The organism is Anaerosphaera aminiphila DSM 21120 (assembly GCF_900129925.1).
Lineage (GTDB): Bacteria > Bacillota > Clostridia > Tissierellales > Peptoniphilaceae > Anaerosphaera > Anaerosphaera aminiphila.
This window is the reverse complement of the sequence record NZ_FQXI01000021.1, coordinates 1-20,722: the sequence shown is the minus strand read 5'-3', so window position 1 is coordinate 20,722 and position 20,722 is coordinate 1. Positions and strand designations below refer to the sequence as shown.

Sequence of the window (20,722 nt, the reverse complement as noted above, 5' to 3'; positions counted from 1 at the left end):
TAGAAAATGTCTGGAATTTAGAACAACATTTGATGCATTTTTATACGAGATAAATAATTTGGAGTAAGTGTCGCAATAATTATTGCAATTCAGCTTAAATATTATTTTTTTACTTACTTAAATTAAAAAGATAGAGATATTTTTAACATATCTCTATCTTTTTTTGGTTTTATTATTTAAAAATTATTATATAGTTTTAACGCTTCATTATATTTATTCTTTGTTTCTTTAGAATTATCTAAGTCAAAATAAAATGTATTATAATTTTGTATATCTAGTTCAAAAAACGGCTTTCCAGATGAATTAAAATATACGAGTTTAGTTGGAGTTCCATTCTTTCTCTCCTCTATCATGTAAAGTCTATTTCTATTGTCTACAAGGTATCTCAATACTTGAATTTCACTTCCCAACTCATAAGTCTTATCTAAGATATTATAACTTCCCATATAGTCAATATTTTGACTGTATATATCTATTCCAAGAACTGTATTTTTTATAATTTTTTTATTTTCATCAATTACAGACTTTGATGGTGAAAAATTACCATATCCTATGTTTTTCTTTTCATTTTCAATAATGCTATTTTGGTTTGCTAAATACGCTGCATTAGTTGAATCCGGAAATAATAGTACATCATATCCAGCTAAAACTTTAGCTTTTAAATAAACTACACCTTGAGTAAAGTCTTTTAATTCATTTCCGCTAAAGGACTGTTCGTTACTTTTCATTTCACTATTTATTTTTTCAAATATTTTGTACTTTACTAAATAGTTTTTTGTATTTTCATAGTAATTAATTAAACCTATTTTTTTAAATAGCCTATTGTTATTTTCCACAATTTTCCCATTTAAATAGTCTAAAATAAAGTCACTAAAATATACATTTCCTATTAAAATATTTCCATTAGCTTCATTTAAACTACCTACTTCAATATCTCCAAAGTAAGTTGCAATTAACTTTCTATATCTATTAGTTTTTTCTACAAGTGAAGATGATCTGGAGTAGTCAAAATTTGTAGGAAGTTCTGATAGCAAATACTTATTGTAGTTGCTATATATTGCACCTGAGTCTATTTTCCCACTTAAACTTTCATATTTATTTGCATCTTCAGACAGTTCTTTAGATTTTACTTCTATAGAGTCAAGTTTTGCCTGATAGGAGTTAATTGAGTTTTCTCTATTTTTAAGTTCGCTTTTTAACTTTTTATTTTGATTTCTATAGACAGCTTGTGTAGAAGATACTTCGGCAAAGTTTAAGTAGCTACAGTATATTAATAGCCCCGACAACAATGCAAAAACTACGCTTAGTATTGTCAATGTCTTATTACTTAAATTTTTCATTGTCTTCACCTAAGCTTTCTAAAGATTCTATAACTCCCTTGTTTTCAAAATATTCCCTAATTAAAGGCAAAGAGTTTTTCTTTAAATTTTCTAAATTACTATATGAGAGTTTTCCTGTTTTTATTCCAAATGTCTCCATATTTTTATATACATCTGTAATAGATACAATTTGAGCATATATTTTATTTAAATTTTCTCCAATATCACTTAAGCCATTTCCTATTTCAAATAAGTTTTTTGAATACATCACTGTTGTGAAAAATAAAATATCACTTTTTATATCACTTTTATTTTGTGAGCTTAAATACTTTATTGTGCCGCTGTTTTTAGCCTCGCTAATAAAACTTTCTATATCTGAATACTCGTATAAGTCTGTAGTTAGATAATCTACATCACTTATAGAACTTAAACTTGTAAATTTAGCTATTACCTCTTCTACATTTTCACTCTTATAATAATCTCCACTGTAATAGTCGCTATATTTCTTTATTTCATCTTGAAGTTGTGATTTTATTTCCACATTGCGATTTTTTAAAGTATCTAACTCTGATTTTACAATATCTGATTCTTTTTCCGTATAGTCATAACCATACTTTGAAGCAAAATTTAACTCCACTTCTTCAAATTTTATATTTTCAGCAGTGTACTTTTCTTCAATATCTGATTCTTTTTTTGCTAATTCTGTTAACTTTTCTTTAAGCTCTATATTTTCTTTTTCAATATCTTTAACATTACTTATATTAAAATACGAAAATGCAAATGCTAAAATAGATATAATAAATACTGCTATTAAAATTTTTGTTATCATATTAAAAACTTTAGTCTCTTCCATATATCAATACCTTTTTATAGTAATTTCTCTTGCTTTTTCTTCTCCATATTTTGAGTCCACTTTTTTTATTATAAAAAATGCAACACTCATAATTACAAGTCCAAAAAACAAGCCCAAAATTTCTGCTGAACTAATATTCATTTTTGAAAACATAAAAACTCCAAATAGCGTACCTACAAGTAAGAAAACAAGAGGCAGTCCATATACCAATAACATATATCCTATTACAGATTTAGAACTCATTTCAACTTTTACTCTATCTCCAACTTTTAAATCCAAATCATTTACAGTCTTTAGAGTAAAAGGTTTTGATTCGGCACATTTAGCCTGACAGGTTTCACAGCTTGAACCACATGCCGATTCCCTTACTACAGATACTTCAATGTACTTTCCAAGTTCCTTTATTACAAATCCTTCTTGTTCCATTTAATTCACCTCTAATCTAATACTTTAATGTGAACTTCTTTAAGTTGTACTTCACTAAGCTCAGTAGGTGCTCCCATAAATATATCTGTTGCTGATTGAGTCTTTGGAAATGCTATTACGTCTCTAATGTTATCTGAATTAGTAAATAGCATCATAAGCCTATCTAATCCATAAGCCAATCCTCCATGAGGTGGAGCTCCATATTTAAATGCCTCTAATAAAAATCCGAATTTATTTTGAGCATCTTCTTCAGTAAAACCTAAAGCTTTAAACATTTTGTTTTGAACTTCAGAATTATTTATTCTAATACTTCCTCCACCCATTTCATCGCCGTTAATTACTATATCATAAGCTTTAGCTCTAGCTTTGTGTGGATTTGTATCCAATAAATTTAAATCCTCATCCATTGGCGCTGTAAATGGATGGTGTTTTGCAACATATCTTTCTTCTTCCTCATCGTATTCAAATAGAGGAAATTCTGTAATCCAAACCATTTTAAATTCACTTTCATCTATTAAATCCATATTTTTTGCAATATGATTTCGCAAGTTTCCAAGACTATCAAAGCAAACTTGTAATTTATCCGCCACAAACACTAAAAGGTCTCCAACTTCTCCACCCATTTTTTCAATAATACTATTCATAGTACTTTCTGATATAAATTTAGCTATTGGTGAATTTACTTCCTCTTCAGTTATTTTTATCCAAGCAAGTCCTTTAGCTCCGTAAGTTTTTGCAAAGTCTTCAAGTTTTCCAATTGCCTTTCTAGAGTAAAATGAAGCTCCATTTTTTATGTTTATACCCTTAACTCCACTTCCAGCAACACTTGCATTTTCAAAAACTTTAAATCCACTGTCTTTTACAACATCTGTTACATCAACTAATTCAAGGTTAAATCTCAAATCCGGTTTATCAATTCCAAATCTATTCATAGCTTCTTCATATTTCATTCTTTGAATAGGAAGTTCTACATCTACATTTAACATTTCTTTAAATGCATATTTTAAAAACTTTTCATTTACATTTATTACGTCTTCTATATCTACAAAACTCATTTCTAAGTCTATTTGAGTAAATTCAGGTTGTCTATTTGCCCTTAAATCTTCATCTCTAAAACACTTTGTAATTTGAAAGTATTTGTCCATTCCGGACACCATTAAAAGTTGTTTTAAAAGTTGTGGAGATTGTGGAAGTGCATAAAATTTCCCCTCATTTACTCTACTTGGTACTAAGTAATCTCTTGCTCCCTCAGGTGTTGGCTTTGAAAGCATTGGAGTTTCAATTTCCATAAATCCTTCATTATAAAAGAAATCTCTAGTCACTTTATAAAATTTTGATCTGAGCATTAAATTATTTTGCATAAATGGCTTTCTAAGATCAAGCGCTCTATATTTAAGTCTCATGTTTTCTGAAACATTATCATCATCTTTTATATAAATTGGAGGAACCTCTGATTCATTTAAAACTCTAAGTTCACTAGCTAAGACTTCAACTTTTCCAGTTGGTATCTTGTCATTTATTGAAGATCTCTCTCTAACTGTTCCCACTATGGCAATTACAAATTCAGATCTTAAGCTTTCAGATTTTTCAAATAGTTCCTTGTTTACTGTATCGTCAAATACAATTTGAGAAATCCCACTTCTATCTCTTAAGTCTACAAATACTATAGATCCTAAATTTCTCTCTTTAGACACCCAACCCATTAAGGTGACTTCTTCACCAATATTTTTTTCTCTTAATTCTCCACAATAGTAACTTCTCTTTAATCCTTTAATATTTTCAGCCATACTTACCTCCTATAAAAAAATAAAAAATCCCCGTCCGATAAGGGACGAGGAAATCTCGCGGTACCACCCTAATTAGGTAAACCTCACTTATATTTTTAACGCAAATTTACGGAATTATCTACAAAAAAGTTGTCCCACTAAATTCATTTTATGAACTCACACCAATATGTTCACTCTCTTGAAAAAATCTTTAGTATCTTCTTTTTTATTGTATTTAAATTTATTATAATGTGCTTTAATTTTTGTGTCAAGTTTAACAAACTCTATTGTCAATTCTCTCCACTAGTTTATCCTTATCTTTAGCCAGGTCATTTTCAACTAAATAGTCACTGGCAAACTTTGCTCCCTTATCCATTCCTTGACATCCTGCAAATAAAACTGCATCATCACTTTCCACGGTTTTTAAAAGCTCTACTACTGACTCTTCTAAAGTGTCAAATATTTTAACATCTATATTATTTTCACTCATAACCTCACAAAAAACTTTTAATTCTTCGTCTGAAACTTCATCTTTAGAAGTAACTGTATCTTTACTAAGAGTGGCATAGAAAGTTTTTGGTTTTAATTTTTTTAGCCATTGTGCTGTCATTTCTGCACTTTCTCTATTTAAATTCACTCCCCTATTTCCTCTAATTGCATATACCATTCTAAAGTTGGAGTACTGCATCTTAGATAAAGTGCTAAGGGTAACTTCTATATTCCTAGAGTTGGCATAGTGATCATCTATGATTTTAAAATCTTCATCATAAATCATCTCAAATCTTCTCTCAACTCCGGAAAATTCTTTCATTGCCTCTATAATAATCTCTCTATCTATTCCGTCAACTAGTGCCACAATAATTGCCACTACTGAATTCATTACTGATGAATATCCGGCAACAGCTAAGTTTATATCAAAGCTTCCCTTTTCTATAGTTCTGCCTTTTACTTCTATATCTCTATTTACATTAAATTTATAATTTCCCTTTCCAGTGGATAAATCTAAATTTGAAATCGAAAAGTCATAGTCATTATTTTCCAGTGAATAAGTTATAACTTGCGCCTTTGTTTCATCTTTTAATTTTGCTATTTTTTCAAAATCCATATTTAATATTGCAACACTGTCCTCAGACGCCTCTTTTATAAGTTTTGACTTTACTTTATAATAATTTTCAAAGCTTCCATGTTGGTCAATATGTTCTCTGGAAAAGTTATTAAATGTGACGATGTCGTATTCAATGTTTTTTACTCTATAGAGCTCTTGAGCTGAAGAGGATACTTCCATTGTAACTTTATCAATTCCCTTATTTACCATATCTCTGAAATACATTTGAAGTTCCAAAGAATCTGGCGTAGTTAAAATAGCAGGAATTTTTACATTATCGTAACTTGCTACTACTGAACCTATGATTCCGGTTTTATATCCTGCTTTTTTATAAATCTCATCAATCATAAAAGCTGTCGTAGTCTTTCCATTTGTTGCAGTTACTCCTACAATACTCAATTCTTTTGAAGGATTCTCATAAAAATTTGTCGCCATGTCGGCAAGGGCTATTCTTGTATTTTTCACTTTAATTTGAGGAATATCTTCATCTATAAAATATTCTACCACTGCATATTTTGCACCATTTTCTCTGGCAGATTTAATATATTTATGACCATCTGTAATATATCCGGATATTGCAACAAATAAATTATTTTCAAAAACATTTCCACTGTGATAATTTATGGCGTCAATATCTTCATCATAATTTACCTCTCCCAATACATCTAATACTTCTACTTCATTTAAAATATCTTTAAGTTTCAATATATCCTCCTAAAAGTTAAAATTTTTATATTGTTTGATTTTCTTACTATATATTTCACTATTTCTTTCAACATAGTCTTTCATATTTCTAAAATTCATTACACTTTCTACTTTTTTTAATTCCGGATAGAAAAATTTTGAAGAACTACTCATTCCAAACCCAATTATACTTTGTTTTTCTTCCATCATTAAAATATTGTACATTGATTCAAACCCCTCTTTACAATACCCTATATTTTCTCCACTTCCTAGCATTCTCTTCTGTCTATACAGATAATAGGGAAAGTATCCTGAATTTAAAGTTATGTTCTTAGTATATTCTATAGCTCTATTAATAGAAACATTGTTCATATACTTTTCATCAAAGAGTTTAGATCCGTTTTTTACTGACAAAGTGTGAACAGTAATATTTTCAGGGCCTAGTTTTATGATTTTATTTAAAGATGTTCTGTTATCTTCTAGACTCTCTCCTGGAAGTCCCAATATTAAATCCATATTAATGCAAAAAAAACCAATTTTTCTAGATAGTTCATAAGCTCTATAGATATCTTCCATGCTATGATTTCTACCCATATTCTTTAAAGTACACTCATTCATAGATTGAGGGTTAATACTAATTCTATTAATCCCCATTTCTTTTAACATCAAAAGCATTTCTTCATTAATAGTATCCGGCCTGCCACATTCAACAGTAAATTCTTCTGAAACTCCATAGTAACTACCTACCGTATCTATTATATTTCGAAGTAACTTTACACCTATAGATGTTGGTGTTCCTCCTCCAATATAAACAGTTTTAGGAGGTTTAGTGAAAAATATTGACTCTCTTTTTAATTCCTCTATAAGTTCAGTTACGTAGATTTTAGAAATTTCAGAATTGTAAATTAAAGTTTGAAATGAGCAATAACTGCACTTACTTGGACAAAAAGGTATGTGAATATAAATACTGTAACTATCCCTATCTATTGGATAAATTATCTTTGACTCTCTTTTGGCAATATCCAGTAAATATTTAATTAAGTCATCATTAAGTAAATACTTTTCTCTTAATATTAACTTAGTTTTAAATTCATCATTATCTTCCAACAGTTGCAATATTAACTTTATTGGTCTTACACCTGTTAAAATTCCCCACTCGTCTTTGTTTTCAAAATAAGGACTGAGAGCTTTGTAAAGTTCTTGCTTTATTAAAATTTTTTGTAGTTTTAAGTCATTTACTTTTCTTACGACTATAAACTTACTAAATTCTTTAAATTTTATATTTATTTTATAATTATCTGATACCTTTATATCTACATCCATTAAATTATTTCTCTCATATGAGGGAAATTTAATTCTCAAAAATTCAAATATTTCTTTTTTGACGTTTTGATTGTCATGCTTAATTCTTATCATTTTTAATTATTTTAGAAAAGGGTTGTTTGCCCTTTCAAATTCAATATTTGTCTCTGAGCCGTGTCCAGGTAGTACAATAGTATCTTTATCTAATTCCATTAACTTGTGAAGTGATTTTATTATAGTGTCATAATCTCCACCTGGCAAATCTGTTCTTCCAATTGAACCATAAAATAAAGTGTCTCCTGAAAATAATACATTATCAAGTAAAAGACATATTCCACCTGGTGTATGTCCCGGTGTGGCAATTACTTTAAAGTTTTTATCTCTAAATTCTATTAAATCTCCATCGTTTACTAGAATATCTGCCTTTAATGGTGGAGTATCTAACCCAAGCATTCCATTTATTTGAGAAGATCTATTTGCCAACATCTCGCTGTCATCTTCACTTAGATACGCCTTAACTTTAAATTCTCTTCTAACTTCATCAAGTGCACCGAAGTGATCCGGATGAGCATGAGTTAAAATAATATATTTTACATTTAAATTGTGTTCTTTTACAGCCTTGATAATTTTATTTGCTTCAGCACCTGGGTCAATAATCACTGCATTATTTTCTTCATCAAATACTATATAGCAGTTTACTTGGTAGTCGCCTAATATTAATCTTAAAATTTTAAAATCCATATCTTCTCCTAAAAAACTTTTTCACTGTCAAGAAGTATTGTTACAGGCCCGTCGTTTATTAAACTTACGTCCATATCTGCCCCATACTCTCCTGACTTTGTAGTTATGCCTAAATTATCTGCAGCTTCTATAAATTTTTCATAGTAATATATTCCATTTTCAAATTTAGCAGCTCTAATATAACTAGGTCTATTTCCCTTTCTGGCATCTCCATATAAAGTAAATTGAGATACTACTAATAGCTCCCCTTTAACATCTAACATGCTTTTATTCATTACTGAATTTTCATCGTCAAATATTCTAAGGTTAACTACTTTTTTAAATATATATTCAAAATCTTTATCGCTATCTGAATCTTCAATTCCCAAAAATACTAAAATACCATTTTTAATTCTTGATATTTCAATATTTTCAACTACTACACTTGCCTCTTTTACTCTTTGAACTACTGCTCTCATAACACCTAAGCCTTTACTCTATATACATCAAAAACATGTTTAATTCGCTTTAACTTATCTATTAATCTAGTTAATTCCTCTATACTGTGAATTTCAACTGTTACATCTAATATTAAATCGCCATCTTTTGTAGTCTTGGCATTTAAATTGTGAAGAACTAATTTAGAATCATTTATTCTAGTTGCCACATCTGAAATTACATTGCCCTTATCAGCTGCTTTTACTTCTATTTGCGCATTATATGAGGCACCTTTTTCTGTTTGCCACTCAACTTCTATTAATCTGGCAGACTCATCCATATTTTTAATATTGGCACAATCAGCTCTGTGAACTGAAACTCCTCTACCTATGGTTATATACCCAACTATGTCATCTCCTGGTACAGGATTACAACACTTTGCAAATCTAACCTTTAAATTATCTACGCCCTTTACTAAAACTCCACCTCTAACTATTTTTTTGCTCTTTTGAGGTATTATTTCTTCAGGAACTATATCATTTTTATTAAATTTTTTATATATTTCTACTAGTTTGGACATTACTTGATTAATAGTAATCGTTCCAAAACCCACTGCAGCATATAAATCTTCAAGACTAGATACATTTATTTTTTGGCGAACTTCTTCAAGCCAGTCTTCTTTTAATATATCTCCAACTCTATATCCTATTTTCTTAGCTTCTCTTTCAAGCATATCTCTCCCACGTTCAATATTTTTATCTCTGTCTTTTACTTTAAAATATTGACTGATTTTTTTCTTGGCTTGAGGACTTTTTACTATCTTTAGCCAGTCCATAGAAGGACTTGCATTAGAACTGGTTATTACATCTACTATATCTCCACTTTTTAAAGTGTAGTCCAGTGGAACTATTCTTCCATTTACTTTTGCTCCAACACAGTGGTTTCCAACATCAGAGTGAATTCTATATGCAAAGTCTATTGGAGTAGAACCCTCAGGGAGATTAATTACATCGCCTCCGGGAGTAAATACAAAAACTTCATCGGCAAAGAAGTCTACCTTCAATGTCTCCATAAAGTCATTTGGATCACTTAAGTCTTTTTGCCACTCTAAAAATTGTCTCAACCAAGTTAAGTTTTCATCAAATGAAGTAGATTTATTAACACCTGCCTTGTATTTCCAATGGGCAGCAATACCATATTCAGCTGTTTGATGCATTTCAAAGGTTCTTATTTGAACTTCAAAGGTCTCTCCATTATTGTCTATTACAGTTGTGTGTAAAGATTGATACTTATTTGGTTTAGGCATTGCTATATAGTCTTTAAATCTTCCGGGTATTGGCTTCCAAAGTGTATGAACCACTCCTAAAACACCATAGCAATCCTTTATATCATCTACGAGAACTCTTATTGCCGACAAGTCATAAATCTCATCAAAGGCCTTGTCTTTAAATTTCATCTTTTTATAGATACTGTAAAAGTTTTTAGGTCTTCCGTGAATATCCGCATTAATTCCAATTTTATCAAGATTCTCTTTTAAGTCAGAAATTGTGTTATTTATTAAATTTTCTCTTTCGCTTCTTCTCTTATTTACCATTTCAACAAGTTGATAGTAATTTTCCGGATCTAAATACCTAAGAGATAAATCTTCCAATTCACCTTTTATGCTGTTCATTCCAAGTCTATCTGCCAGTGGAGCATAAATTTCTATAGTTTCCGTTGCCTTTTCTTTTTTCTTTGCATCAGTCATATATTCAAGAGTTCTCATGTTGTGAAGTCTATCTGCTAATTTCACAATTATTACTCTTATGTCCTTCGCCATTGCAAGAACCATTTTTCTTATATTTTCAGCTTGTTTTTCTTGTTTTGTCTGATAATTTAATTTTTTTAACTTTGTAACTCCATCTACAAGATTTGCAACCTCTACTCCAAATTCTTTTTCCACATCTTCAAAAGTTACATCTGTATCTTCTATAGTATCGTGAAGTAAACCTGCAATTATAGTAGGTGTATCCATATTCATCTCAGCAAGAATTAAAGCTACATTAAATGGATGAATTATATAATCTTCTCCTGAATTTCGCTTTTGACCTTTATGGTGTTCATATGCCAAATTAAATGCTTTCCTAACAGCATCTTCATCTACAGAAGGATTATATTCTCTTATTTTATTTAATAATTCTTCAATCATAACTTCACCCCACTTACTCTATAACTGTTTATCTTTAATTCAAGACTTTCATTTCCCCTAAAACTGTTAATTTCAGGTGTATAGACTATATCTAAAAATATATTGCTCTTTAATCCCCTTAACATATTGTCAATTTCTTCTTTCTCATAAGATTTTGAAATTTTTTCTACAAAGTCTTCTAATTTTTCAAATAAAAGAGCTTGTCTATTTTCAAATCCATCGCTTAAAACTAATTTTATTACATTTTTATTCTTGCCAAAAACATTAAACTTTACAATATTTAAATTTAATGTTCCAAAAAGCGGCTGTGGATTTGCATTTCCAAAGGGTTTTAATTTTTCTAAGCTATATGCTAAATCTATTTTTACATCTTTAAATTCTATTGAGCTGTCTATATATATTCTTCTCAGCAAATCATCTCTTGTAAGTTTAGACTTTCTATTTACATCTATGACAAAGTCTTTAAAATTTTCTTCTTTTAAACTTAGCCCACACGCCATAGCATGTCCACCAAATCTCTCTAAATAGTTCTTAGATTCTGAAACTTTTTCAAACATATCATAGTTTTCTATACTTCTTCCAGACCCTTTTAAAAAGTCACCTGACTTAGTGAGCACTATAGTTGGCCTATTATACTTCTCTTTAACTCTTCCTGCAATAATTCCAAGAATACTCTCATCTATTGAATCCTCTTTTAATATTAAAATTGGAAATTTATTAACTAAATTATTACTTTCTATTGTATCAATAACTTTTATATAGCCTTCGTCTGTCATATTTTGTCTCTTAGCATTTAAGCCTCTGAGATATTTAGCTATTTCTATTGCCTTATTTTCATCTTCTTCAAAAAATAAATTTAAAGCGTCTTTTGCACTTTCAAGTCTTCCTGCTGAGTTAATTGTAGGTCCTATTACAAAACCTATGTGATAGGAAGTAATTTCAGCCCCCAATAGGTCAGACTCAGATATGATGGCTTTTAAACCTTTATTCTTGGTCCTGTTAATTAGCTCCAAGCCCTCTTTTATTATTATTCTATTTTCATCTACTAATGGCATTACATCACAAATTGTTGCAATAGCAGCAAATGGCAAAAATTCTTCAAATAGTTCTGAATCCTCTATCCCCTGAATACTATATAGATAATTAATGAGCTTAAATGCCACAACTCCACCACAAATTTCTCTAAAAGGGTACTTTGAATTAGACAGTTTAGGGTCTATTACAGCCCTTGCATTTGGTATTATCTCTTCTCTATCTATTCCCATAGGAACTTCATGATGATCTGTTACTATTACATCTACATTATTTTCATTTGCATACTCAATTTCTTCATAGGCTGCTATTCCATTGTCACAGGTAATAATTAGCTCTACTCCATCTACAATAGAATCTTCTATAATTCTCTTATTGATGCCATAGCCATCTATTACTCTGTGTGGAATTTCAAAATCCACATTTGCGCCTATTCTCTTTAAACCCTTAACTAAAATATAAGTGCTCATTACTCCGTCAACGTCATAATCCCCAACTATTCTAATTTTTTTATTTTCCTTTATAGCATTTATAATAAAATTAGAAGCCTTTATCATATCAGGAAGTAATATTGGAGTATTCAAATTTTCTAAATTAGGATTTAAAAATTTTCCAATTTTTTCTACTGTATCTATATTTCTATTTACTAGAATTTTATAAATATATTTATTTATTCCAAAGTCTTTAAAATCAACACCATTAGATTTTATATTTTTTATAAACCATTTTTCCATTTAATCACCGTTATTAATAATATAAATTTAAGTATATCATAAAAATCTATTATTGGATATCTAACAAACGCAAGCTTTCCTTACATTTTATATATGTTAAAACTAAAAATTTACTAATAAAAAAGATTTAGCAAAAAATCACTAAACCTTTAAAATATATAACCTAAATATAATATCTTATAAATTATCTTTGTTCTTAAAAAACTCTTCTCGTTCTCTTTCCAACCTGTTAATTTCACTAATTATAAAATCTCTTGAATAGTTCAAGTGATCTTCTATTAAACGTCGAATTTTCGGCTCATCTTTTAACTTCATTGTCTTAAGAATTTCATCATGTTCTTGAATTGCCTCCAACCTTCTCTTGTCATCATAGAGAGAAATATTTCTAAATCTAGCCAAATAGTCATTTAAATTTTTTATTATGATTTCCAATCTGGGCATTTTCGCATATTCAAAAATCATGGAATTAAAAGTTGAAGAAAGTTCAATTACTCTTTTTACATTACCTTTTTGATTTTCTTCAAATGTAAGATTTATAAGATTTTTTACTTTCATAAAATCTTCATCGCTCATATTGTTCATTGCAGTTATTGTAGCAAGTTTTTCCAATGCAGTTCTAATTTTATATATCTCCTCTGCATCTTCAACTCTTATTCTTTTTACCACGACTCCATAATTAGGTATGTGTTCAACAATTCCCTCTTGTTTTAATTTTTCAATTGCATTTCTAATTGGTGTTCTACTAATATTTAAAAACTCTGAATAGTATTTTTCATTTATTCTCTCTCCCACAGGGATTATTCCTTTTATTATAACAGTTCTAAGACCATTGTAGATAACGTCGTTAAGAGGTGTATTACTGTCTGTATTTATATATTTTTTTATTTCACTCATATAACTGTACATTGTATTCATCCCCCTTAATGTAGAATTTTACCCAAATATAGAAACAATTAAACTAAAGATTTATTACATTTAAATATTTATCCAATTTAATTGACAAAGTAACATAATTTTTAAAAAATAACCTTAAAACACCTAAAAAACATTTTAAAACAACTAAAAGCCAAAATAAATATATTGTTTTTAAAATTATCAATTATACTTATATAATAAGAAGTAATTATAACAAAATTTTCAAAATATATAAACACCACTATAAAATATGTTATAAAACTTTTAAATCTCAACTTACTTATAATATCATTATCTTAAAATGCAGTTTTAAAATAGTTAGGAGGTAAAAATGGAAACTTTAAAAATTAAAAAAGAAGCTGTTGCTGGAACTGTTGAGTCAAATGACATTCTAATAACCATTGGTAAAGGTTCAGGTATTAATATTGACTTACAGAGTTCAGTAAAAAAACAATTTGGCAGACAAATTGAAAATGCTATTAAAGAAACACTAGAAGAACTAAATATTACTGATGTAAACGTAAAAGCTATTGATAAGGGAGCCCTTGACTACGTAATAAAAGCCAGAACTAAAACCTGTATCTACAGGGCATGTAAAGTAGAAAACTATGAATGGAGTGAGTAAATTGAAAGATAGACTTAGAAGAACAATGATGTTTCTTCCCGGAAACAACCCTGGTATGCTCACTGATGCACATATATACAAACCAGATTCAATTATGATTGACTTAGAAGATGCAGTGAGTATAAACCAAAAAGATGCAGCTAGAATGTTGACTTTTAATGCTTTAAAAACTATTGACTATGGAGATGTTGAAAGAGTAGTTAGAATAAACGGATTAGACACTCCCTATGGTAGAGAAGATATTAGAGCTGTAGTAACAGCGGGAGTAGATGTAATAAGACTTCCTAAAACTGATTCTGCTCAAGATATTATTGATGTTGATGAAATTATTACTGAAGTTGAAAAAGAACTTGGTTGTGTTGGAAGAACTCTTATGATGGCAGCTGTAGAAACTGCAACCGGAGTTTTAAATGCTGTTGAAATTGCCAAAGCATCTCCTAGAATGATGGGAATCGCTCTTGGTGCTGAAGACTATGTAACTAATTTAAAAACTACTAGATCTTCACATGGTTGGGAACTTTTCGCAGCCAGATCTCAAATTGTACTGGCAGCTAGAAATGCCGGCATAGCTTGTTTTGACACAGTTAATTCAAATTTAAACGATATGGAACAATTTAGAACAGAAGTACAGTTTATTAAAGACTTGGGATTTGACGGAAAATCTGTAATACACCCTAAACAAATTTCTGTTGTAAATGAAATATATACTCCTACTGAAAAAGAAATTAACTCTGCAATAAAAGTTATTTCTGGAGCAAAAGAAGCTGAAAGAAAAGGCAGTGGAGTAATTACAGTTGATGGAAAAATGGTTGATGGACCTATAATTGTAAGAGCTGAAAGAACTTTAAAACTTGCCATTGCAAGTGGCATATTAAGTGAGGAGGATATTCATGAACTATAATAAAAATGCTGTTGGCAGAGAAATTCCTGAATATCTTGATGGAATTGGCCAATTAAATCCATTTATAGGAGTTAATAAAACTGAAGTAAATAAAAATAAAGCCGGCTCTAAGATTAGAGTTGGAAAAACAGGTGATGAAAAATTAGTTTCCTCTATTAAAGAAGCTATTGAAAAATCAGGGCTTTCTGACGGAATGACAATTTCATTTCACCATCACTTGAGAAATGGTGACTATGTGCTAAATATGGTACTTGATGTAATTGCTGAAATGGGCATTAAAGACTTAACACTTGCTCCAAGTTCTCTCTCCTCTATTCACGATCATATAATTCCTTACATTAGATCTGGAGTAGTAAGTGCAATTCAATCTTCAGGTCTTAGAGGACAGTTGGGAGAAGAAATTTCCAAGGGAATACTTAAAAAACCTGCTATTATCAGAAGTCATGGCGGAAGAGCCAGAGCCATTGAAGATGGGGAACTTCATATTGATGTTGCCTTTTTAGCAGCTCCTTCCTGTGACAATATGGGAAATATGAATGGTAGATTTGGAAAGAGCGCTTGTGGTTCTTTGGGATATGCAATGGTTGATGCTCAATATGCTGACTGCGTTATTGCAGTTACAGACAATTTAGTAGCATATCCAAACATTCCCGCTTCTATTGGACAGATGTACGTTGACTACGTAGTAGAAGTTGATGCTATCGGTGATCCAAGCGGCATTGTATCCGGATCAATTAGATTTAACGACAATCCTAGAGATTTACTTATCGCTCAAAATGCCATTAAAGCTATAAAAGCTTCGGGTCTTTACAAAGAGGGCTTTACTTTCCAAACTGGAGCTGCCGGTTCTACACTTGCAGTTGCAAAACTTCTTAGAGAAGATATGAAAAAAGATAATATACATGCATCTATGGCACTTGGTGGCATTACTGGATATATGGTAAATATGTTAGAAGAAGGACTTATAAACGGTCTTTTTGACACCCAGTCTTTTGACTTAGATGCAGTTAGAAGTATTAGAGAAAATGAGAAACACTTTGAAATCTCAGCTTCTGCATATGCAAATCCAAATAGTCCATCACCTGCAGTAAATAATTTAGATATTGTACTACTTGGCGCTTTAGAAGTAGATACTGACTTTAATGTAAATGTAATGACCAGATCAGACGGAGTTATTAACCAAGCCGTTGGAGGTCACCAAGACACTGCACCTGCTGCAAAACTAAGCTTAATTCTAGCTCCTCTAGTAAGAGCTAGAAATCCAATAGTCTTGGATAAAGTAACTACTGTATGTACTCCGGGAGAAGCTGTTGACGTAATATGTACAGACTATGGAATTGCAGTAAACCCTAAGAGAAGTGATTTAATAGAAAAATTTAAATCCTCTGGTTTAGAATTAAAAACTATTAATGAATTAAAAGAAATAGCTGAAAATTTAACAGGTATCCCTGATACTATAGAATTTAGTGATGAAATTGTAGCTATATTAGAATATAGAGATGGGACTATCATTGATACAGTTAGAAAACTAAAAGAAAACAATTAGTTTCCTAAAACAAATATTATAGTCAAAAGTATTTTTAGTTAGTGTAGCTTGTTTAATATCTACATTATTTAAATAAGCTGCATTAACTATTTTTAGTTATAAATTTGATTAACTTTGATTAAATTTGGATAAATATATTAATAAATTTAAGTATTTTCTAAGATTAGAAAATTAGTTTTAACATATATCTAATTTAAAATTAGGTGTATTTTAAATAAATTAAAAAGGAGATGAATTATATGGCACTTACTATTCTTGCATGGGCAATGATTATTGTTTTCTTAGGACTTGTAATGACTAAAAAACTGCAACCTTTTACAGCTTTAGTACTTATACCACTTATTTTTACAGTTGTTGGAGCATTTTTAGGACTTTACAAAGAACAAGTTGCAATTGCCAATGAAATTAGCGTTTCATCTGTTACGCTATGGGACCAAATTAAAATTATTGGTCAATGGACTGTAGATGGCGTTGGACAAACATCTGGAACCGGAATTATGTTATTATTTGCTATTTTATTCTTTGCTATTATGTTAAATGCAGGTCTATTTGACCCAGTTACCAAGGCTATGATTAAAATTGCAAAGGGAGATCCCGTTAAAGTACTTCTTGGGACAGCAGTTGTAGCTGCAGCAGTATCTTTAAACGGAGACGGAACTACTACTACACTTATTTGTTGTACAGCATTTATACCAATTTATAAAAAATTAAATTTAAAAATGATGAACCTTGCTGTATTAGTAGTTTTAATGAATACTATTATGAACTTACTTCCATGGGGTGGCCCTACTGCTCGTGTTATTTCAGTATTGGGAAATCAACCAGGTGTTAATGACCAAACTATTTTAAAAGCTCTTATACCTGGTATGGTAGTATCAATTATTTACATGTTGGGTGTATCTATCTATTTAGGTCTTAAAGAGAGAAAGAGAGTGGGCATCCAAACTCTTACAATTGAAGAAATAGAATCTCTTACTGCACCAGCTAATGCAGAAGAAGAAGCACTAAAGAGACCTCAAAACTTAATAATCAACGCAATTTTAACAATAGGTATTATAGTTATGCTAATCAAGGGAACTTTTCCTTCTATGTTTTTATTCCTAGTGGGAACTACTCTTGCACTTATGATTAACTATAAAAAAATTAGTGAACAAAAAGCTCGTATTCAAGACAATGCCGGAGATGCACTTCAAGTAGTTATACTTGTTTTTGCAGCAGGTATATTTATGGGCCTTTTCACTAGTTCAGGAATGTCTGATGCACTAGCAGCTAGTTTAATAAAAATTATACCTACTTCTTTCGGAAGGTTCTGGGGACTTATTACAGCTATCGTTTCAGCACCGGGAACATTCTTGCTTTCAAACGATGCTTTCTACTATGGTGTACTTCCTGTATTTGCAGAAGCCGGATATCAATATGGCTTTACTGCATTAGAACTTGGTACTGCATCACTACTTGGACAAGCTTTTCACTTGTTAAGCCCACTAGTACCTTTTATCTATCTACTATTAAACTTAACTGGACAAGATATGGGAGAATGGCAAAGAGAATCTGCAAAATGGGCCAGCGGAATATTTATAATATTTATAGCACTAGCAGCAATTACAGGCAGTGTTCCGCTATTTAAATAATTTATAAACTTAAAAGAGCTGTCTTAATTGACAGCTCTTTACTTATCTTCTAATATTAATTTATTTACTCTATCTATTAAATCCTCTAAACTGTGTCTTGAAAATCTCATACATTCAATTGCATTGTTATTACAAATTAAACACTTTCTATTTTCATATCCAAGCTCTGATCTGGAAATTTGCTTAAAGTTTCTATCAAATACATCTATATCTAAAACTCTTCCTCCGCCACTACTTTCTTCAAGTTCAATCATAAGTTTTTTAATCTTTAAGGCATTGCTATTAATTGCAGCAAAGTATTCCATTCCAGTTTGTTTATTAAAATATAATTCACTTAAAATTTCTATACTATTTTTCTCTAATGAGTCTTTAATTTTAGCTATATATTTTTTATGAAATTTTTCATATTTAATATTATTTTTGTCTTCTCCAGGAATATTTAACATAAAGGATATAATTGTGCTATTATACTTTTTTATTAAGTCCTCTTGAACATTTCTTCTCTCTTCTTTGCTCTTTAGCATTTCTTGCAATCTAAGTTCAATATCTACCTTCATTTTAAACCTTCTATTAATTTTTTCCCACAGTCACTTTTAAGAGCTTCTATAGTTGCCTCCGGCAAATAAGTATAAGCTTCTTTCAATTTCCCATCTCTTAATAATTTTCTAACTTTACTTGCGGAAATTACTTCTCCATTTATTTTAAATCTTTCAATTTCTACAACTTCTACTCCATATTCAGGTAGTATTTCCTTCATTGCAGAGTTGTACTCTCTTGTGACTACATCACTTGTTTCAGTTCCCACAAATCTTTTCTTTACATTTAATGCCTTTACAAAGTACTCCGCAAATATTTTTATATCTAAGTAACTATAGCTTTTTATCACTGTTTCAGTATCTTTATAAAAATAAGTTGGGAAAGTATTCTTTGATATAATATATTCATTTCCCCTATGCAGTATTACATTTAATAGAGGCCCAATTGCATTTTTTACAATCTCATATCTAAACTCATAGGGAAAGTCGCTTTCATCTTCACTTACCATAAAAACATGGAGTTTTTCAACCTGTTTTGACGCTTCTTCTATTAATTTTAAGTGTCCAAGTGTCATGGGATTTGCGTTTATTACTATAATTCCTGTTTTAGAATTTTCTTCATTTGAATTGTGTAAGTCTTCTAAAATAGTGTGAAGTTTTTCAATTTTGTTATCCAGAAGTGCAACTTCATCAACTTTTGCAACTAAATCAAATCCAAAATCATTGAAAATTTTAGAATTATCCGGTTTAGTAAAAATAAATAAGTGAGTAATTCCCCTATTAAATTCAAAATCTATTAACTTGCTAATTATTGTATTTGTTATTGCCATGTTTCTATATTCATTGTCAATGGCAAAGCACTTTAATACACTCCCACTTACTGAACCTGTCCCAACAATTTTTCCTTCATCTTCTGCAATTATAGTATATTCCACATCTTTTTCTAAACTCAGGTCGTATTTTTGCAAAAACAATTCAATATTCTTTCTATCTAAAAAATAAACGGCATCTCTATACTCAATCATATAGCTCCTCCAAAAAATAATAATATAGGGTTAGTGCCAAATAGTCAGCACAACCTCCCGGGCTTATATTTTTTTCTATAAATTCTCTATCTAAGCTAGATATATACTCTCTTCCCTCTAAAGTATGCATAGCTCCTAAGTCAATAGCCCTTTGAGCATGAACTTTTACATATTCCAAACCCTCCAAAGAAGATCTCTTTATAGTATTGGAATCTTCCACTGCTACTAAAAAATACATTAATACCTCTACTAAACTGTCGTTTAAATCTAAAGTCCTAAGACATCTCTTTAAATTATAAAGACCTATAGTAATGGACTTTACAAAGCCCTCTTCTGCTTCTCCACGCACGCCTTTTAAGCCATATTTCTTATATTGAAGCTGTCCTTCAGTCCTAAGGTTTTTAACTTCTAATTCTCCACTTATATTGCCACATATCTTTGATACTTCTCTTGAAATATTTAGCGATGTAAATTCCATATTGCTACTACTTATAACTCCTGTTGCATAGGCTGTAAATCCAAGTGAAAATATAATGCCCTTGTGAGTATTAACTCCTCTAGTAGCACTATACATCTCCTCTTCATAAAAAATCCCCCTTGTTCTAAGCAAATTAAAGTTTTCCTCAGTATTTCCCTCTACTCCAAGTTCATAGGCTTCTTTAAAAAATTTAGACACTGAAATCGCACTATTTATAAAAGTTAAATAGTCCATATCTTCATGACTTCCTCTATTTAATAAATCAACTAATCCAGGCTTAGGACTAGTGGAAACTTCACATAACAATGCAAAAAAGCATATTCTCTCTATATCTTTAGAGCTAATCTCTTTCATAATCCCTCGCTATCCTTTAATAAATATTATTATATCATAGAGATATATTCATTGATTAATAAAGCCTTTTAAAATACAATTCACTATAAAAAAAGGTTCATTGTCAAATGTTGGGGTAGGTTTTTTCCTACCTCAATTTTTATT

18 protein-coding genes and 1 other annotated feature are annotated in these 20,722 nt (G+C 30.2%); of the genes, 4 read left to right on the top strand and 14 right to left on the bottom strand.

Annotated elements, in window-relative coordinates:
• Positions 1-176: 176 nt before the first annotated feature.
• The 11 genes from BUB47_RS09335 to BUB47_RS09285 form a co-directional block, all read right to left on the bottom strand.
• Positions 177-1,340: a hypothetical protein gene (locus tag BUB47_RS09335; RefSeq protein ID WP_073185677.1), complete on the bottom strand. Its 1,164-nt coding sequence runs from the start codon at positions 1,338-1,340 to the stop codon at positions 177-179.
• On the bottom strand, positions 1,324-2,172 hold the full coding sequence (locus tag BUB47_RS09330) for a hypothetical protein (RefSeq protein WP_073185675.1): 849 nt from the start codon (positions 2,170-2,172) through the stop codon (positions 1,324-1,326). Before BUB47_RS09330 ends, BUB47_RS09335 begins: the two co-directional genes overlap by 17 nt.
• A gap of 3 nt (positions 2,173-2,175) precedes the next feature.
• Positions 2,176-2,598, bottom strand: coding sequence for a SoxR reducing system RseC family protein (locus BUB47_RS09325; protein WP_073185673.1), 423 nt, complete (start codon positions 2,596-2,598; stop codon positions 2,176-2,178).
• An 11-nt stretch (positions 2,599-2,609) separates the two neighbouring features.
• Positions 2,610-4,385 carry an aspartate--tRNA ligase gene (gene aspS / locus BUB47_RS09320; RefSeq protein WP_073185671.1) on the bottom strand — a complete coding sequence of 592 codons (1,776 nt, stop codon included), beginning with the start codon at positions 4,383-4,385 and terminating at the stop codon, positions 2,610-2,612.
• Between the two features lie 37 nt (positions 4,386-4,422).
• Positions 4,423-4,603 (bottom strand) — a binding site (T-box leader).
• Between the two features lie 35 nt (positions 4,604-4,638).
• Complete coding sequence (locus tag BUB47_RS09315) at positions 4,639-6,174, bottom strand: Mur ligase family protein (RefSeq protein WP_073185669.1); 1,536 nt, start codon at positions 6,172-6,174, stop codon at positions 4,639-4,641.
• A 9-nt stretch (positions 6,175-6,183) separates the two neighbouring features.
• Positions 6,184-7,476 carry a coproporphyrinogen dehydrogenase HemZ gene (gene hemZ / locus BUB47_RS09310; RefSeq protein ID WP_159430550.1) on the bottom strand — a complete coding sequence of 431 codons (1,293 nt, stop codon included), beginning with the start codon at positions 7,474-7,476 and terminating at the stop codon, positions 6,184-6,186.
• Positions 7,477-7,575: 99 nt separating this feature from the next.
• Positions 7,576-8,196 (bottom strand): MBL fold metallo-hydrolase, encoded by a 621-nt coding sequence (locus BUB47_RS09305; protein WP_073185665.1) that lies wholly within the window; start codon positions 8,194-8,196, stop codon positions 7,576-7,578.
• A gap of 8 nt (positions 8,197-8,204) precedes the next feature.
• Positions 8,205-8,654: a D-aminoacyl-tRNA deacylase gene (dtd, locus tag BUB47_RS09300; RefSeq protein WP_073185663.1), complete on the bottom strand. Its 450-nt coding sequence runs from the start codon at positions 8,652-8,654 to the stop codon at positions 8,205-8,207.
• A gap of 5 nt (positions 8,655-8,659) precedes the next feature.
• Positions 8,660-10,801, bottom strand: a complete 2,142-nt coding sequence (locus BUB47_RS09295) for a RelA/SpoT family protein (protein ID WP_073185661.1) — start codon at positions 10,799-10,801, stop codon at positions 8,660-8,662.
• On the bottom strand, positions 10,798-12,567 hold the full coding sequence (gene recJ, locus BUB47_RS09290) for a single-stranded-DNA-specific exonuclease RecJ (RefSeq protein ID WP_073185659.1): 1,770 nt from the start codon (positions 12,565-12,567) through the stop codon (positions 10,798-10,800). Before recJ ends, BUB47_RS09295 begins: the two co-directional genes overlap by 4 nt.
• Positions 12,568-12,744: 177 nt before the next feature.
• Positions 12,745-13,473 carry a GntR family transcriptional regulator gene (locus tag BUB47_RS09285; RefSeq protein WP_073185658.1) on the bottom strand — a complete coding sequence of 243 codons (729 nt, stop codon included), beginning with the start codon at positions 13,471-13,473 and terminating at the stop codon, positions 12,745-12,747.
• Between the two features lie 340 nt (positions 13,474-13,813).
• On the opposite strand from BUB47_RS09285, the gene citD reads away from it, so the two are divergent.
• The 4 genes from citD (at position 13,814) to BUB47_RS09265 (ending at position 18,185) form a co-directional block, all read left to right on the top strand.
• Positions 13,814-14,107: a citrate lyase acyl carrier protein gene (gene citD, locus BUB47_RS09280; RefSeq protein ID WP_073185656.1), complete on the top strand. Its 294-nt coding sequence runs from the start codon at positions 13,814-13,816 to the stop codon at positions 14,105-14,107.
• A 1-nt stretch (position 14,108) separates the two neighbouring features.
• Positions 14,109-15,008 carry a citrate (pro-3S)-lyase subunit beta gene (citE, locus tag BUB47_RS09275; protein WP_083529201.1) on the top strand — a complete coding sequence of 300 codons (900 nt, stop codon included), beginning with the start codon at positions 14,109-14,111 and terminating at the stop codon, positions 15,006-15,008.
• Positions 14,998-16,554, top strand: a complete 1,557-nt coding sequence (citF, locus tag BUB47_RS09270) for a citrate lyase subunit alpha (protein ID WP_073185652.1) — start codon at positions 14,998-15,000, stop codon at positions 16,552-16,554. The genes citE and citF overlap by 11 nt, the downstream gene beginning before the upstream one ends.
• Before the next feature lie 239 nt (positions 16,555-16,793).
• Entirely contained in the window at positions 16,794-18,185 is a 1,392-nt protein-coding gene (locus tag BUB47_RS09265) for a CitMHS family transporter (protein ID WP_073185650.1), read from the top strand.
• A gap of 38 nt (positions 18,186-18,223) precedes the next feature.
• Here the strand turns inward: BUB47_RS09265 and citX are convergent, their stop codons facing one another.
• Genes citX through BUB47_RS09250 form a run of 3 tightly spaced genes read right to left on the bottom strand, consistent with a single transcriptional unit; the run spans position 18,224 to position 20,578 of the window.
• Positions 18,224-18,742, bottom strand: a complete 519-nt coding sequence (gene citX, locus BUB47_RS09260; protein WP_073185648.1) for a citrate lyase holo-[acyl-carrier protein] synthase — start codon at positions 18,740-18,742, stop codon at positions 18,224-18,226.
• A complete protein-coding gene (gene citC, locus BUB47_RS09255) occupies positions 18,739-19,746 on the bottom strand; it encodes a [citrate (pro-3S)-lyase] ligase (RefSeq protein WP_073185646.1) in 1,008 nt (335 codons plus the stop codon). Before citC ends, citX begins: the two co-directional genes overlap by 4 nt.
• Entirely contained in the window at positions 19,739-20,578 is an 840-nt protein-coding gene (locus tag BUB47_RS09250; protein ID WP_073185644.1) for a triphosphoribosyl-dephospho-CoA synthase, read from the bottom strand. Before BUB47_RS09250 ends, citC begins: the two co-directional genes overlap by 8 nt.
• Between the last annotated feature and the right edge of the window lie 144 nt (positions 20,579-20,722).